We start from the raw sequence: 17,384 nt of genomic DNA, 5'->3' as shown, positions 1-17,384 counted from the left end.
TATTGTTTAAAAACAAAGTTCGACTAAATAAGCGGATTCAAAATGACCATTTTGCCGACAATTATGTCCGCATTTGCTATTAATTCAATATACGAGAATCATCCCAAATGAACACTTCCGAGGTCAACTGGATCACTAGACTATCTCATAATCTTAAGACTTTTGTAATACAAATAAAGATATTTAGGTATCGCCCGTAACAAGAGCAAATGAAAATAACATTCTGGATATACTTATTCTTATGTTTATCAATAGGAATAACAGCACAAAATAAAGAGGTTCACGTTATCGATGCGGCAGTGCCCCTAATGAATGCGATTGGTGTTTATATTACTGAAATAAAGACTAGGTAAAGATCGCCATCTCGGAGTATAACGGATAAAGTGAATTATACATTGTTATTGAAGGTACAGGTAAGATTTACTTGATTATAATAAATATACGATAAATGTCAGGATTGACTTTTGTCTAAAATCTGATCTTAGAAGTTTATTTTAACATACTAAACGAATATACCATGAAAGTCGCAATATTTGTAAAGAATGAAAGAATGGCTCGCCCCAATAGCGAAGCAATGTGTGCCCTGATATTTAATATAGAAGAAGGTAAAATTACAGGTATGGAAGACGTTTTTCTTTACAATATGACTGTAAATTATATATCACTTTGGCTATTGGCTAGAGATATTAATGTTTTTTATATCCTGGATATAAAAGAGGAAGATAGGTCTTTCTTCAAAAAAATAGGTATCACGGCAAAAACTTTTAAGGAAATTAATGATGGCCATATTTTCTGGGCTTTTATCAAGTAATCTTATATGGTTCGGATCAACAACCGTAGTCTTGAGAATTTTAACTGTCCCGATAATTTTTAGGCGTCATTCCTGTATGTTTCTTAAAGAAACGTCCAAAATAGGATGAATTCGGGAAATTCAGTTCTTCCGAGACTTGTAGTACTGTTAGATTTGTCGACTTTAAAAGTACTTTCGCCCCTATTAGAACTGCATCTTCAATCCATGAATTAATAGACCTCCCCGTTACTTTTCTCAATGTGCTGGATAAATATTTAGGTGTAATGAACATTTTATCAGCATAATAAGAAGAGTTTCTTCCATTTTTATAATGATCTTTCAATAGTTCCAAAAATTGATAAACTATTTCCTCTTTTCTTGATGTTGGCTTTCTCTCTTTAAAATTATAGTCTTGTTCTGTATATAAAACTGCAATTTCCATTAATAAAGAATAAAGCAAACCTTTAATAATCTGTTCAAAGAGTACTGATTTTTTATTATTAAATGTTTCAATAATAAATGAATGATATCTGAGAAGATTTTGTATATCATTACCAGAGAGGTCGAGTATAGGACTTTGAGCGATTCTTTTAGGTAGATCAAAATCCTTAGGAAGAGGAATATCCGATAAAAAATCAAAATCGAAGGCCAATAATTCGATGAAAAAATCATCCGTATGCTCTACACTCTCTGTTATTTGATTGGGCAATATTGTTAAAACAGAATTCTCTTTTAAACAGTACTCTTTAAAATCAATTTTAATCTTTCCGGAACCCTTTAAGCAAATAATAAATACAATTCCTTTAAAAGAAAAAGGGTGCTCTAAATTAATATCTAGAGGCTTATCATTGCTGTTGAATAATATGAAATTTTTTATCACATAGGGGGTTCCGGGATTAATATCGGAAAAACCGAATGATTCCAATTTATTATGTATCATAAAGCTTCTATTTTACCTGCAAATATAGGAGCTTTATCTAATGGGTTAATACTTAAATCTAAAAAAAAGAGCGAAAATGAACATATTTATCGCAGAATAGATTATTGATAATAGAGATAATAGAGGGATTTTTGTTAAAATATAAAGTATGACTTTCAAATTAAAAACATGGCATTTTTTATTGGCTATCATTATATTGGTGATGGCTGTGAATATAATATCCTTAATCCGAGACAAGCCGCCTGAAAATATAGAAACTGACATAATAGAAACGGTGGAAAGTTCAGATATAGAAAAAATAATATCGAATCAGGCATGTGCTGTCCTATTTTGTAATCCGGAATCGGATGCAGAAAAAATTATTTTACATAATTTGAACAGGTTGAACAACGAAAATAGTTTGAAAACTAAAATCTATTATGTTCCGGTTCATAATACTCTGTATCTGAAAAATGGTAGCATTGTCTCTGGCACCCCTTCTATTTTATTGGTTAAAGAAGGGCGTGAAATAAACCGGATAATGGGAATTGTTTCTTATCCAAACCTTAAAATGATTATAGAACGGTTTGAAAATATTAATAAACTTTAAAGATCCAATTATGTTAAAAAATGACATCAGAATAAATTCAAATTTTATATGGCAGTTATTAACCGAAAGAGAAGTTCTGACAATACGAGAAATTCAAGAGTTAACCAATTTTGAGGAGAATATAATATATATTACTCTTGGATGGTTAGCTAAAGAAGACAAAATACAGTTTACTCTAAAAGATAACACTATTTATATTGAATTACCGGAAACATTTCATGAAAAATTTTACTAAATCAATTTATCTAAGTTTTCGATGAGGATAAAATACGAATTATTTTTTTTACAGGATAATATGAAAGCATTCATAAAATTAAACTTAAAGACTTTGTTTGGAATGTTTATAGGCTTTGTCTCAGGCTATATTCATTGGTATTACTGGGGATGTTATTGGGGTGTATATCCAATGTCCTCCGAATGTTGGTTTAACTGTTTTATCGGAATACTATTCGGTGGATTCATAATTAGCTTAACAGAGAAAGAAAATATATAAATCAAAGATTTCTCTAAATACGGTAAGTTTAAAGAAAGACGCATTCAATAATGAATGCGTCTTTCTTGTTTTTAGGTTTTTGTTAAAACTCCAATATGAACATAAATGAGGACGTATTGATCAATCGGATATAATTTTATTTTATTAAAACGCACGTAATAGACTCGTATTTGCCATATTATAAACATTTTACATTAACATGGGATAAGAGTTTAATAAAATTGATAAATAGCCAAAATGGACACTTATGAGGTATAAATGGATATAAGTCCTAGACCAAAATAGTTCATATTTGCAAAGTCAATCGGAGATGGTTATAGGGAGCATTTCCGTAATATATTAATCTCCCATATAAGTAAGCTTATAATAAAGATATTCGATTATGAGAAATTTAACAACCCCAAAATGGCAGTTTTCCAAAGTCGACAATTTAATGTGGAAAGTAACAAAACTATTGACTAAAAAGAAGAAAATGATATTAGATGAATTCGAATTAACATGCTCGCAATACGATATTCTGGCAGCTTTATATCAGTCTTCTTTACATGGTGATAATGGAGAGGTTATACAGATCAATTTATCGGAAAAAACCCAGATCGATCCAATGACAACTTCAACAATCTTAAGAAACTTACAGAAAAAAAGACTTATTAAACGGGAAAGAGGCTTAATCAATACACGCACAGTTGAGGTAGAACTTACTCCGGAGGGAAAAGAGTTATACGATAAGGCTCAGCATAAAATAGAAAAAATGAGATCAGATCTTTATCAAAGTGTTGATGAAAAGCAGTTTACGTCGATATTATTAATATTAACAGATAGATTAATTAAATAAATCAAATTATTAGATTATGAATTTTTTAAAGATTGTTTGTGGAGCTTCGGCTCTAGTATTTTTTGTAACATCATGTGGGAACAGGCAAGGTTCATCGGAACAGGCACCACCTCAAAAGTATCCTACAGCCATAGTCAATAGACAAGACGCCGAATTGAAATCTGTTTATCCCGTAACAATCAAGGGGAAAGAGGATATTGAAGTCCGGCCACGTATTGATGGATTTATTGAATCAATCTATGTTGATGAAGGAGCCGTAGTAAAGAAAGGGCAATCATTATTCCGAATTAACTCACCTCAGTCCGAACAGGCCTTGACCAGTGCTGAGGCAGCATTGAAAAGTGCACAGGCACAAGTTAATATTGCCAAAGTTGATGTAAACAGGATAAGACCCTTAGTTGAGAAAAATATCGTAAGTATGGTACAACTTGAGACTGCACAAAGCACATATGAGTCTGCACTGGCAACCCTTGCTCAAGCTGAAGCTACCTTGAAGAATGCCAGGGCAACAATGAGTTGGACCAACGTAACAAGTCCTGTTGATGGAGTGGTCGGGACAATTCCTTATCGTCAGGGAAGCCTGGTCGATAAAAATAATATACTTACAACAGTAGCCAATACTAGTAATGTCTTTGCTTACTTTTCTTTAAATGAGAAAGAGTTGTCTACATTTTTGGATAATCTGGAAGGAACCACTCAAGCAGAGAAAATAAGGAATGCCCCGAATGTTATCCTAACCTTAGCTGATGGTACTATTTATGGACAGACAGGGAAAATTGAGACTATTTCCGGTACCGTAAATACGACGACAGGTACAGCCAGTTTCCGTGCAGAATTTTCCAATATAGAAGGGAAATTAAGAAGTGGCACAAGTGGTAATATATCTATTCCCAGACATATAGAGAATTCAATAATAATACCACAAAAGGCAACTTATGCACAACAAAACAAGGTATTAGTTTATTTAGTACAAGGTGATTCTGTTGTGCAAAAAGTTATTTCGGTACTACCGACTCCAGACAGTAAAAATTATGTGGTCACAGACGGGCTGAAAGATGGGGATAGAATTATCACCGATGGTATTGCAACACTTAATCATGGTAAAAAAGTAAGTGTAGAATAGTCTTTTCAAATTATGCTTTATTACATCAGTAAATCTAAAAGCATCTAATCTAAATATTTAGTAAAAAAACAGCAAACTCTTTTTCAGAAAGAGAGGAAGAACGTTTGATTTAAAAACAGAGAAATATGTTAAAAACATTTATAGAAAGGCCTGTTTTATCTACCGTAATATCCATAGTTATAGTAGTATTGGGTATTATCGGTATCGTAACATTGCCGGTAGAGCAATACCCTGATATAGCTCCACCCACAGTCCAAATTTCAGCACAATATCCCGGAGCAAATGCTGATGTGGTAATGAAGAGTGTTATTATTCCTATCGAAGAAGCCGTAAATGGTGTAGAAGGAATGACTTATATGACTTCCACGTCATCAAATAGTGGACAGGCAAATATAACAGTTTATTTTACGAAAGAGACCGATCCTGACATTGCAGCGGTAAAAGTCCAGAATCTTGTTGCCACAACAAATTCCCAGTTACCTTCCGAGGTGAACCAGATAGGGGTAACAGTAAAAAAACAACTCAGTAGTTATATCCTTATGATGAGTATTTCATCAGATAACCCTGAATATGATGCAGAATTTATCCAGAATTATGCGAATATAAACCTTATACCGCAGATCAAACGTGTCTATGGTATTGGGGATGCATCCGTTATGGGAGCAAAAGACTTTTCGATGCGAATCTGGTTAAAGCCGGATGTTATGGCCACTTATAAAATAAGCTCGGGAGAGGTTATTGCCGCACTTCAGGATCAGAATGTGGAGGCCGCACCGGGAGAGCTGGGACAAAATAGTAACCAGACATACCAGTATACTTTAAAATATACAGGACGATTGGTTGCAGAAGAAGAATTTGCGAATATAATTATCCGTTCTGAAAATGATCACGTATTGAGACTAAAAGATGTTGCAGATGTGGAATTAGGATCACTTAATTACAGCGTAGCATCTCACATGAATGGAGATGAGTCTATAATGATGATGATCAGCCAGACAGGAGGAACAAATGCTCAAGAGCTTATAAATAATGTAAAAGAAGTCGTTAATAAAGCATCTGAATCTTTTCCTCCGGGATTTCATATTACCTATATGATGGATTCCAATGAATTTTTAAGTGCTTCTATCGAAAAGGTATTACATACATTTGTAGAAGCATTATTATTGGTATTCCTTGTCGTTTTCATTTTCTTACAGGATTGGAAGTCGACTCTGATTCCGGCTATTGCTGTTCCTGTAGCCATTATTGGTACTTTCTTTTTCTTACAGGCTTTAGGTTTCTCAATAAATATTCTGACCCTCTTTGCCCTTGTCCTGGCGATAGGGATAGTCGTCGATGATGCTATTATAGTCGTCGAGGCAGTCCATGCCCAGATGGAAAATGGTGAAAAGGACCCTAAGAAAGCAACTTTAGCGGCAATGCAAGAAATCTCACCTGCGATTGTTTCTATAACCTTGGTTATGGCTTCTGTCTTTATTCCTGTCAGCTTTATTGGAGGAACCTCCGGTGTATTCTTCAAACAATTCGGTTTGACACTGGCTATTTCTATAGCAATCTCAGCTATCAATGCTTTGACATTAAGCCCCGCTCTGTGTGCCCTTTTTCTTAAGCCACACAAAGAAGGAGAAGAAAGCAAAAAGAAAAACTTTTTACAACGATTTTTTTATGCCTTTAATATTGGATTTAATGCAGGTACACAGAAATATAAATCATCCTTGCAATTTCTAGGAAAAAAGAACCATCGTTGGATAACCCTTGCTATTATTTTTGTATTCTCTTTTGTATTATATGGGATGATGAAAATGATTCCGACCGGCTTTGTACCACAGGAAGACGGAGGTGGAGTAATGGGTGTTATTTCATTAACTCCGGGTTCTTCTCTGGAAAGGACAGATTCTGTAGTCAGACAAGTCGCCCAAATCGCAGAAGAAATAGAAGGTGTTGAATTTATTCAGGATCTGACAGGTCTAAATATACTTAATGGTTCAAGTGGAGTTTCCAGTTCATATGGCTCTATGGTTATAAAATTGAAACATTGGGACGACAGAGAATTGTCAGCATCAGAGGTTGCTGCTATTATGACCGAAAAAACAAAAAATATACAAAATGCAACATTTATGTTCTTCGGGATGCCAACTCTTCAGGGATTTGGAATGAGTACGGGAGTTGAAGTACAACTCCAAGATAAAACCGGAGGTGATATCCAAAAGTTCTATGGAATAATGAATGATGTTTTGGCCAAAATGAATGAACGGCAGGAAGTAATGGTCGCTATGACCACTTTCAATCCTAATTTCCCTCAAAAACAAATTAATGCCGATATGGCTAAAATTAAGGCTGCCGGAATTACATTGGCAGATGTAATGAATGCTTTACAAGCAAATATTGGTAGTATATATGCTTCTAACTTCAACCTTTATGGTAAGCAGTTTCGTGTAATGGTACAAGCTGCTCCTGAATACAGAGAGAAATTAGAAAATATGAGTGGCATTTATGTACAGACCAGTTCCGGAGAGATGTCCCCTGTTACAGAATTTATAACCATATCTGATATTACAGGACCTCAGATGTTGAGCCGCTTTAATATGTTCCAGTCAATGGATCTTACCATTGTTCCTAATTTTCCGAATGGATACAGTACGGGAGATGTAATCAATGCTTTTGAAGAAGTTTCTAAGGAGACTCTTCCTGATGGCTATTCCTTCGAATATTCAGGTATGACACGTGAAGAAACCGGGCAAGGTTCTCAGATAATATTAATTTTTGCAATCTGTCTGATCTTCGTTTATCTGTTGCTTGCCGCATTATACGAAAGTTATATCCTGCCTTTAGCGGTATTGGCATCATTACCGATCGGCTTAGCTGGCGTATTTATTTTCATAATGATCTTTGGCTTGAACCAGGGTATTGTAAATAATATCTATGTCCAGATTTCTATGGTAATGCTCATCGGTCTGTTGGCTAAGAATGCAATTCTTATAGTAGAATACGCCATTCAACGTCGCCAACAGGGACAAAGTATTGTCGAAGCAGCTATTAACGGAGCCGTCGCACGTCTGCGCCCGATTCTTATGACGTCATTCGCTTTTATCTGCGGTTTATTACCATTGATGTTTGCCAATGGAGCAGGAGCAATCGGTAACCAATCGATCGGAATTAGTGCTGTAGGGGGAATGTTTGTCGGAACAATGATTGGAATATTGGTAATTCCAACTTTATACATTTTATTCCAAAGCTTACAAGAACGCTTAAGCGGGAAAGATCCAAGATCCAATAACAAACAATTAACTGAAGAATAATTATGAAGAAAAAAAGAATAAAAGGAATTATCTTATCAGGGTTTATTGCCCTGATAGGACTTTCTTCCTGCCAGGTAATGAATAAATATAAAACACCGGATATAGATAGTGAAAATCTCTTTCGGGATAAAAATTCGTCAGATACAACAACTATAGCTAATATATCTTGTCTTGAATATTTCACAGACCCTATTTTACAATCTTATATAGAAGAAGGTCTTAATACCAATTACGATATGTTGATTGCTACAGAGCGGATAAAACAAGCAGAAGCAAACCTTGGTATGGCCAAAGCAGCTTATTTTCCGGATGTGGCATTAAGTGGGCAGGTACAACATAATCGAAATAGTAATGGAACAAAGGGGAAAGATGTTCTTGGATATCATTCTACAGATTATAGTCTGGGCATTGCTGTGACATGGGAAGCTGATATATGGGGAAAGTTAAATCGCCAATCTAGATCTAAATATGCAGAAATGCTCAATAGTTATGCCGGAAGGAATCTGGTACGAACATCTTTGATCGCTAATATAGCGAATACATATTATTCCTTATTAGCCTTGGATGAACAACTGAAAGTTACTGTAGAGATGGTAAAGCTTATGGAAGAGAACCTCATTACAACAGAAGCATTGAAAGAAGCAGGCAAGGCGAATGGGGCAGCTGTAGAACAAACAAAGGCTTCTCTGCATAGTGTGAAAATTTCAATACCTGACTTGGAAAACAATATCAGGCAATTAGAGAATTCGATGTGCGTTATGTTGGGGCGGAGGCCAGGTACTGTATCAAGGACTTCTTTAAATCGTCAAAATGTACCGACACAATTATCATATGGAGTTCCTATGCAAATGTTGGCAAGACGCCCTGATGTTCAGCAGGCGGAACTTTCTTTCCGGTCTGCTTTTGAATTAACTCATGCGGCAAAGGCTAATTTCTATCCATCAATTAAATTGACATCCGGAACAATTGGCTATGCAAATAATACTTTAAGTAATTTCTTTAAACCAGAAAATATTTTCGCCAGTATTATAGGTGGACTTACACAGCCTATATTTGCTAAGAAGCAGTTAACTACTCAATATAAAATAGCAAAATATGAGCAGCAGGCAACATTACTCACATTTGAGAAAACTGTCTTGGAGGCAGGACAAGAGGTGTCTGACATCATGAATACCTATGAAAGTTCTTTGAAAAAGACTCAGAATAGAAATATACAGGTAGAATCGTTAGTCAAGTCCGTAAGTTATACACAAGAGTTACTAAAAGCTGGTGAAGCAAACTACCTGGAGGTATTAACTGCACAACAAGGTCTTCTGGAGGCTCAACTTAATCAAGTTAGTGATAAATTAGAACAGCTTCAGGCCGTTTCTAATCTTTACCGGGCATTAGGTGGAGGGATTGAGTAAGTCTCAACTTCAGTAATTGTTTAATATAATAATTGAATAGACATGTCGAAGGAGCAGGAGTATATGCTGCCCTTATATTGCTTTGAAGATATTTTTGTTATTGACAGAAAGTTTATAAATAAAACTATTAACTAACTTAAAATAAAATATTTAAATTATTGAAACTAAAACTAGCTCCATAATTCTAAAGGCAATGGGGGGATCGTTGAAGATGAAGTAAGGGGCTGTACAAAGAGAGTACAGCCTCTTATTGTTAAAAAACATAATAAAAAAAATCCATGAAAAGACTAGTTAACACTAAGTTATTCTGTCTACTGAAGAAGATGGACGGAACATTTAATCCCAGTGAGCAGGAGATTGCTCTGGTATACGATGAGTTTGTACACTCTGTTACTTTAATTTGCACCTCTTCGAAAAAAGGTATTCCTGCTTATTTTACAATTCATTATACCTGTTTAGAATTGCAACGATTACAAACTTATCTCAATGGTGAGAAGTTGGGAAAAAAAATCTATAATTTTAAATTATATCACTCATTGTCTGTCGTTTCTTACTGCTGCTCTAGAATGGACAGAGCACAACCATGAGCCTGTTTCTACCGATACATATCACAAAACGAAATTATCTTCTTCAGGCTATTATATATGGGGAGGGTCAATTACAGACCTTATTGAGTTAGCGATAGCTATTTATAACATCAAACTGATTCGTAAGGCATCTGGTAAACTAATTAGTTTTGCTGAAATTATCCACGGCTTGAAACTGATTTTCAATATCAAGATTCCTAAAAACATTTACAGTCGCAAAACTCGCACAATGGAACGTAAAAAAAATTCTTCTTCTATGTTAGAACGACTTCTGGCAGTCTATAAAAATGAAGTAGATCAGCTCTATAAATAAAACAAGATTTAAAATCAATAAATTATTCGCTAAATGGTGGTACTTACAATGGTAGGTACCACTTTTTCTATTTCAGAACCGAATAAACTTGTAGGAAACACAAATAAGTAAAAACAATGGGATATGGAAAATAATGATTTGATAAAATGGATGCAAAAATGGTTTGAACAATTCATGGGACGTTTTGACCGATTGGATAAATTTATGGATATAATGAGTGGACGACATAACGTACTGAACGGAGAACGGCTTTTAGACAATCAAGACTTGTGCCAAATGCTGAATGTAAGCAAACGGACATTACAGCGTTACCGCTCGGCTGGAGAACTGACCTATATAACCATCCATCACAAGATATTTTATACAGAGAAAAACGTAGAGAAATTCATTCGTGATCACTTTAGAGATAATCCTGATGAAGAAACGGTGGAAAAAGAATAAATAAAACGACCGCAGAATTATTATTCTACGGTCATATTTATTTACATTTTCATGCCTCTTTTTTCTTCTTTTGGTGGCGGACTGCCCACCGATTCAATAACAAACCTGTCACCCATAACCTCTTTCACTCCTTGCAAAGTATTCGGCATAGGGGTATCTTGAATCGCTGTTGATTTTGGATTATTCTGAGATTGAACCTGATTCTTTTCAGAAACATTTTCTTGTCCCTCACTTTGCTCGATGGGCTTCAGTGACAACTCTATCTTACGCTCCAAAGCAGTGAGTTCTGTTTTCAAATCCTTTAAGTCGTTCTCTTTCGACCATACGCTTTCGACTACTTGCCTGAGAATCGGTACATCCTGCATTCGCTTATCGGTATCTGCTTGGTACTTTTCCAAAAGTTTGGGCATACTATCGAGAGCATTCAGAAAGTTCAGTGAAGCAGTTTTGGGGTCTGCCGCCAAACTCCCGTAATTGTAGTTATAAAGTATCTGCCCCTCGCCACGTATAAAAAAACGGTTTTGTATCAGATCAAAACCATCTTTGTTCGTAGTTTCGGATTTTACCAATAAGTCAAAGCCATATAACGAGCCGATTTTCTCGTGTACCCCGTATGTACGTGTTTTGTCTGCTATTTCGTTCAACTTTTTACCTATAGCAACCGGATCGGCAGCTTGAAATCCATCCAATTTTACAGGATTGAGCCGCGAGCCATCAGGAGCAGTTTGTACTCGGCTATTGAAGGCCTCCACATCTTTGGTGATGCGATCAATATATCCCTTGTTGGATTCTACCGTCTGCATGATATTTTCCAACTTGTATCGGCTCACTGATTTACCACGAGCGAAAGCCTGCTTTTCACTATCCAAAGCAGCGATTTTCTTTTCAATCCTTGCTTTTTCTAACAATTCGGTGTTACCCGACAGGATAGCTACATATTCAGAAAAGTTCATGCCGCTTTTCTCATCCATACTGCCCTCGTCAATGGTACGAGTACCCAAATTATTATTTTTAAGCTGTTTAATGAATAACTGCTTGTTGTGAAGCAAGCCAAACTTATACGCATCGAGTGATTTTTCTACGGCATATATTTTCACATCTACTTTATTATCAGCATACAGTTTCGCTATTTCATTCCCTTTACGTATTGCCCGTCCATCGCGTTGCTCCAGATCTGACGGACGCCACGGTGCGTCCAAATGATGAATAGCTACCGCCCGTTTTTGAGCGTTTACTCCTGTTCCCAACATCTCGGTAGAACCGAACATAACACGGATTTTTCCCTCGTTCATATCCTTTATCATGGCTTTACGTGCCCTCTCGCTGGTAGCTTCCTGAATAAATCTCACCTCAGATGCAGGGATGCCGTAATCCTCCACCAACTTGCGTTTAATTTCGGTGTAGGGACTCCATTGCCCCGGTTTGTAGGTTCCCAAATCCGAGAATACGAACTGTGTCCCTTTCTGGGGATTGTATTTTTGGTAATAGTCCGCTATTGAGGCGGCACAATGGCTCGCTTTGTTGTCTATATGGTCGCCATACTTATCAGGATCTATCATCCGCATATCAAGCGACATCTTACGGGCATAGTCAGTCGCTATCAGCATTTTTGCTTTTTCTTCCCGTTCCGATAGCGGTGCACGTCCCAAAAGAGTGGCATTGCCTGTTTTGGCAAACTCCATCAGCTTACCGATAAACTCCTGCTGGTCAGGTGTAGGTGGTATGTTGTGCAAAATTTCATTCTTTTCGGGGCGGTCAATACCAATATCCTGTGCAGTACGGTAGTCGGTAATTTCGGAATAGAAAGAAGCCAGCTCCGGGACTTTGATAAAATAGCGGAAACGTTCTTTCTGCACGATCTGGTTGGTAACCGAAAACTCGTAATCTTTGGTTTTCTTGGCAAAGATAGCTGCCCAAGCATCGAAGGTATTGATGCCTTGTCTTTCCAATTCCTTGGGACGCAAATATTTAAATAACAGATATAATTCGGTCAATGAATTGGAGATCGTTGTTCCCGACGAATAAGTAGCCCCTAAATCCTTGCCTGTACGTTCCTGTATGGTACGCAAGGCAAAAAGCATATTGAGTGCCCTTTGTGAACCTTCGGTATTCCCCAAGCCTGCCACACGGTCATGACGGGTGGTAAAAGTCAGATTTTTAAATTTGTGAGATTCATCTACGAACAAATGATCGATGCCGATCATCCGAAAATCCGACATATTATCCTTGCGGTTTTCGATTTGATGAGCTACTCCTTCCAATTTTGTTTCAAGGTTAGCTTTGCGTTTCTCACAACCTTTCAGCATCCCTCTTGATACCTCCTTACCCTGTGAACGCAGCACTTCGAGATTTTCCTCCACACTGTCGAGTTCAGCTTGTAAGATGTCCCGCTGTATCTCCGGAGATTGTGGTATCATACCGAACTGTTCATGTGTTAAAATAACCGCATCCCAATTGTTGTTTTTCATTTCGTTGAAAATACGATTGCGGTTCTGCGGTGTAAAATCCTCCTTGCCCGGATAGAGTACCTTGGCATCAGGGTATGCCGTACAAAAGGTTTGAGCAATTTCGTGAACATTGGCTTTCAGTCCTGTGATAAGGGGTTTGTTCACTAATCCGAGCCGCTTCATCTCCATTGCTCCACAGCACATAATCAGCGTTTTGCCACCTCCCACTTCATGGTCGATTATGCCACCACCGTTCAATTTAAGCAACCAGATGGCATCTTTCTGGCTCTTGTATAAATCGGGAATACCTAAACCTTTCAGGTCGAGTCTGGGAAAAGTCTGGTGTGTGCCATCGTATTCGGGGCGTACAAAACAGTTGAACGTGCGGTTATACATATCGGCAAGTCAGTCTTTAAATTCGGGAGTCTGCTCTCTGAGCCATTCCGAAAAGCCGTTACGTATCTCATCTATTTTGGTATTGGCAAGCTGAATCGCTTCTCCGTCCCGTACCTTTGTCTCCTTGCCATCTACTCTGACCGTTTTTGTAATATCGGGAGTTGTATCGTGCAAGGCATGACGCATCAGGGCAATACCATCAAAGGTGCGGCTTTCTCCCTTGACAGCATACTGATCACTGATCTTGGCATTTTTAGTATTGGCATTTATGCTGAATTCATCTCGGCTCTGTGCATAATGTATATTGACGTCCGTTTCAAAGAGGTGTGAAGCAAAAGCAGCATAGATACCCGAAGGTATCCATCGTTCGCCAAAGTTGAAATCCAAATCGTCGAAAGCTATCGGTTTGGGTATGGCTTCCTGTAAAACAGTCAGAGATTCTTTGGCTGCTTTATGTTCTGGATTGCGGTCAATAAAGTTCTGCACCTCATCTGCTTTTGAGATAACATTGCCCGATATAAACTTATCCGCTACTTCATAGCCTCCCACAAGAGGATTGAAATAGATCTTACCTTTCAGTTCATCAAGTATTCCCTCTTGCGTATTAGTCGTTAGAGAAACCATGTAGTCCAAATTGACTGTTCCATATTTATTGAGACTGGAGACAAGAGCTTCGTATGCATTATCCACTTTCGAAATCTCATCGGGATTGAAGGCTACGGGACGATCAAAGATGTCCGCCTTAATCGCTTTGCCCTCCCGATAACGTACCAACGAAAGTATTTCTCTCCCTGCGGCATCCATCTTGATGAGGTCGAGATTCTTTGCATCGTTCAAGTTTCCGAATTTTTGTGTAAAATCATCATACAAGCGATTGAGCATTTGCCGTAACGCGGGATTCTCTTTCAGTGTATCGGCTTCGTTGTTGTACAGATGGTTGTAAGTATCGCGTATCTCGATATAGAGTGATGCCCGTTTTTGTTGATTCGGTGGCAATTCCAACGGATGAAACATCGGTTGATGTCCGTCCATATCCCGCAGGTAGCCGATACGATTATCCGCATCAGTAACTAATGAGCCATCCTTATAATGTTTCGGTAATCCGGTTTCGGGTATTGGCATCGGGATGGGTTTCAATCGTTCCACCTTTTCCTTGTCCAAACGTTCTGCACGTTGTTCGGGTGTTTCAGTTGGTGTACTTGCTGTCGGACTTTTAGGTTGTACCTCCTTTTGCTGGCTGGCTTTAGGTTGTGTTATAGGCATACGGCGGCGGGAACGCTTCGGCTGTTTAATCTGGGAACGTTCTTCGGCTGAAAAACCAAACAAGTCGTACAAGGTAACAATCGGCTGTTGCTGCATATCAGGTGGCGGTACTTCCTTTTGTTCTATTACTTCTCCGGTATTCGTATTTACAAACAATCCGCTGGCTTCATCCTTGATGATTGTATCTTTTTTCTCTGTTGTTGGTACAGCCTTCGTCTCTTCTTTTGGAGTGGCAATGTGTGATTCCACAACTGCTTTTCTCCCCTGCTCGGACAGTTCCGCCCATGCTTTGCGGTTTCTGACTTCTCCAAAAGGATGGAAAAGGACTAAATCTTCTTCAATAGGTTCATAAGCCGATTTTGGACTTAGTTCTACCATATCCGAAACAGATATTTCCTGTATGTTTTTTGGCTCTTGGCTTTGTTCTATTGTTTCGGATTGTTGTACTGTCGGCTGTGTCAGAAAATCCTCCACTTCTTGCCAAAATGGATTAAGATCATCGGGAAAATGAGTTTCATCTAAATTGGGTGTTTGTTTTATTTCCGCAGTGGGAGCTACCTGTGACTGTAATTGTTCTGCTGCACTCTGTGCATGGCTTTGATAATGCTGTACATCTAAATGTTGAGTAAAATCTTCATTCAGCATCCGATACAATGTGGCGGCAATGGCTTCCGTTCCACCCGAATGAGTAAATTCCATTGCAGGTTTTCCGTAAGGGTCAGTACCTACTTTTACATCGGTCTGTATCACTCTGTCAAAATCTTTGAAGAGGTTATTTACTGATATACCGTTAGATAGTTTCCGGGATTCTATAAAATCCTGTTGTCTTTGACTCGGTAAAATAGTTGTATTCTTGCGTTGCAAGATAATCAGATCACTACCAACTTCTGTTCCTGCTTCTTCTGTAAACAGATTATTGGGCAGACGGATAGCCGATACGATATGACAACTGTTCATCAGGTGTTCACGAATGGGTTTGTTCTGCTCCGAGTTAAGTACGCTTTGCGAAGTGATAAAAGCGATCAATCCACCCTCACGGGCAGCCATCACACTCTTGGTGAAAAAATAATTATGAATTGCTTTTGTCGATTGGCTTACTGCGGGTATCTCATGTTTGGAAAGCAGAGGATCAAATACAGCCACATCCCCGAAAGGAATATTGGAGGCTATAACATCATAATGTTGTGAGTAGCGACCTTCCATCTTCTCATAGCCTTCAATCCGTATTTTATCCTGTGGGTGGAGGTGTGAGAGAATCTTACCCGTCAGCAGATCTTTTTCAAATCCTGTTACTTCTGCATCGGGAACGGTTTCTTTGAACGATGCTATAAATGCTCCGGCTCCCGCACTCGGTTCAAGAAAACGTTGAGGTTTGATACCACTGTTATTTAGCGCAAGTGCCAACGCATCAATAACAGGCTTGGGTGTATAGAAAGCGGTCAGCACTGAATTTTTAAGCGAACTTACATAACGTTTATATTCGGCATCGTCTTTCGCTCCATCCCGTAGGACTTGATGTAATTCAGTTACAAGTGGGAACAAATCATGCTCAGAGGTTTTCCAATATTGGATATCTTCCGATTTGGCAGCAGGATTCAACACGGCTTTTATCCCTCCGAAACCGGAATAGGCTGCCAGTTTTATTTTTTCATCATCGGTAGCCTGCCTTTTCTCTTTATCGAGAGCAAACGCAATGCGGATTGCCTCGATATTATCCCGAAGATGAGCTTTCTTATTGTAAGCCATTTTCGAGAAGTATTTGTATTTCGCCAGTCAGCTCCGTGTAAAACTGATTGTACTCTGGTGTATCGGCAAAATCGTCAGACAAGATGTATTTTTGAATCGTATCCGTAAGGCGGGATAATAGCTCCATTGCTATGCCTTCGGCTTGTGAAGGGTTTACTTCTTCGGAAAATTCTTCCCAGAGGATAGTTACAAGGGTTCGGTAAGTGGAGAAGATCAAGCCTTCGTATAAGACCTTTGAAGAGAATTCTTCTGCATAGTCATGGGTATGCCCTGCTTTTATAGCTTGGCTATACACTTCTGCTGCGGCATCACCACGTACAGCAATAAAGTCATTGTCAATTGCTTTGTCGGGGTGTGTATCACGTAGGTAGGACAATAGGGATAGTCGGAAATAGGACAGTTCTGTGACTGCCGTCTTTGGTTTTGTTGCCATATCATTGATTTTTTAGTGGGGGCGAAGACCCTTTTGTTATTGCTTTTGTGAGAGTTAGATATACCAATAGGCTTAGACCTAATGATATACCACAAAGCATTTTCTTTAGCTTATAGTTTGGGAAAGAAAAAGGCATCCGGAGCTTAGCCCCGGATGCCACCACTAAAAAATCAATGTTAAACGACTATTCCGAATCGTAGAACAAAGACCTTTCAGTGGCAAATATAGTGAAATTATTATTTCAATGGTCGCTTCTTTCTTGGTGTCATTGCGTATCCAATCA

11 protein-coding genes and 1 pseudogene are annotated in these 17,384 nt (G+C 38.1%); 9 read left to right on the top strand and 3 right to left on the bottom strand.

Going from position 1 to position 17,384, the window contains the following annotated elements:
- Positions 1-517: 517 nt before the first annotated feature.
- Positions 518-811 (top strand): hypothetical protein, encoded by a 294-nt coding sequence (locus BGC7_RS11865; protein WP_050701816.1) that lies wholly within the window; start codon positions 518-520, stop codon positions 809-811.
- A gap of 40 nt (positions 812-851) precedes the next feature.
- Here BGC7_RS11865 and BGC7_RS11860 read toward each other — a convergent pair whose 3' ends face one another.
- Entirely contained in the window at positions 852-1,730 is an 879-nt protein-coding gene (locus BGC7_RS11860) for an AraC family transcriptional regulator (RefSeq protein WP_050701815.1), read from the bottom strand.
- A gap of 148 nt (positions 1,731-1,878) precedes the next feature.
- On the opposite strand from BGC7_RS11860, the gene BGC7_RS11855 reads away from it, so the two are divergent.
- The 8 genes from BGC7_RS11855 (at position 1,879) to BGC7_RS11815 (ending at position 10,816) form a co-directional block, all read left to right on the top strand.
- A complete protein-coding gene (locus tag BGC7_RS11855; protein WP_050701814.1) occupies positions 1,879-2,319 on the top strand; it encodes a hypothetical protein in 441 nt (146 codons plus the stop codon).
- A 10-nt stretch (positions 2,320-2,329) separates the two neighbouring features.
- A complete protein-coding gene (locus tag BGC7_RS11850) occupies positions 2,330-2,554 on the top strand; it encodes a winged helix-turn-helix domain-containing protein (RefSeq protein ID WP_050701875.1) in 225 nt (74 codons plus the stop codon).
- Between the two features lie 640 nt (positions 2,555-3,194).
- Entirely contained in the window at positions 3,195-3,647 is a 453-nt protein-coding gene (locus tag BGC7_RS11840; RefSeq protein WP_050701813.1) for a MarR family winged helix-turn-helix transcriptional regulator, read from the top strand.
- 16 nt (positions 3,648-3,663) lie between these two features.
- Entirely contained in the window at positions 3,664-4,770 is a 1,107-nt protein-coding gene (locus BGC7_RS11835; protein ID WP_050701812.1) for an efflux RND transporter periplasmic adaptor subunit, read from the top strand.
- A 125-nt stretch (positions 4,771-4,895) separates the two neighbouring features.
- Entirely contained in the window at positions 4,896-8,069 is a 3,174-nt protein-coding gene (locus BGC7_RS11830; protein WP_050701811.1) for an efflux RND transporter permease subunit, read from the top strand.
- 2 nt (positions 8,070-8,071) lie between these two features.
- Positions 8,072-9,475: an efflux transporter outer membrane subunit gene (locus BGC7_RS11825; protein WP_050701810.1), complete on the top strand. Its 1,404-nt coding sequence runs from the start codon at positions 8,072-8,074 to the stop codon at positions 9,473-9,475.
- A 486-nt stretch (positions 9,476-9,961) separates the two neighbouring features.
- The gene (locus tag BGC7_RS11820; protein ID WP_157258709.1) at positions 9,962-10,375 is read left to right on the top strand and encodes an RteC domain-containing protein; all 414 of its coding nucleotides are present in this window, start codon (positions 9,962-9,964) and stop codon (positions 10,373-10,375) included.
- A 123-nt stretch (positions 10,376-10,498) separates the two neighbouring features.
- On the top strand, positions 10,499-10,816 hold the full coding sequence (locus BGC7_RS11815; protein ID WP_050701809.1) for a helix-turn-helix domain-containing protein: 318 nt from the start codon (positions 10,499-10,501) through the stop codon (positions 10,814-10,816).
- Positions 10,817-10,857: 41 nt separating this feature from the next.
- Here BGC7_RS11815 and BGC7_RS11810 read toward each other — a convergent pair.
- A pseudogene (locus BGC7_RS11810) lies at positions 10,858-16,668 on the bottom strand (N-6 DNA methylase).
- Complete coding sequence (locus BGC7_RS11805; RefSeq protein WP_050701808.1) at positions 16,655-17,101, bottom strand: DUF1896 family protein; 447 nt, start codon at positions 17,099-17,101, stop codon at positions 16,655-16,657. The pseudogene BGC7_RS11810 and the gene BGC7_RS11805 overlap by 14 nt, the downstream one beginning before the upstream one ends.
- Positions 17,102-17,384: the final 283 nt, after the last annotated feature.

Source organism: Dysgonomonas sp. BGC7 (assembly GCF_001261735.1).
In the GTDB taxonomy this organism is placed as follows: domain Bacteria; phylum Bacteroidota; class Bacteroidia; order Bacteroidales; family Dysgonomonadaceae; genus Dysgonomonas.
Note: the sequence above shows the minus strand (reverse complement) of the source record. Positions and strands in the feature narration are given on the sequence as shown.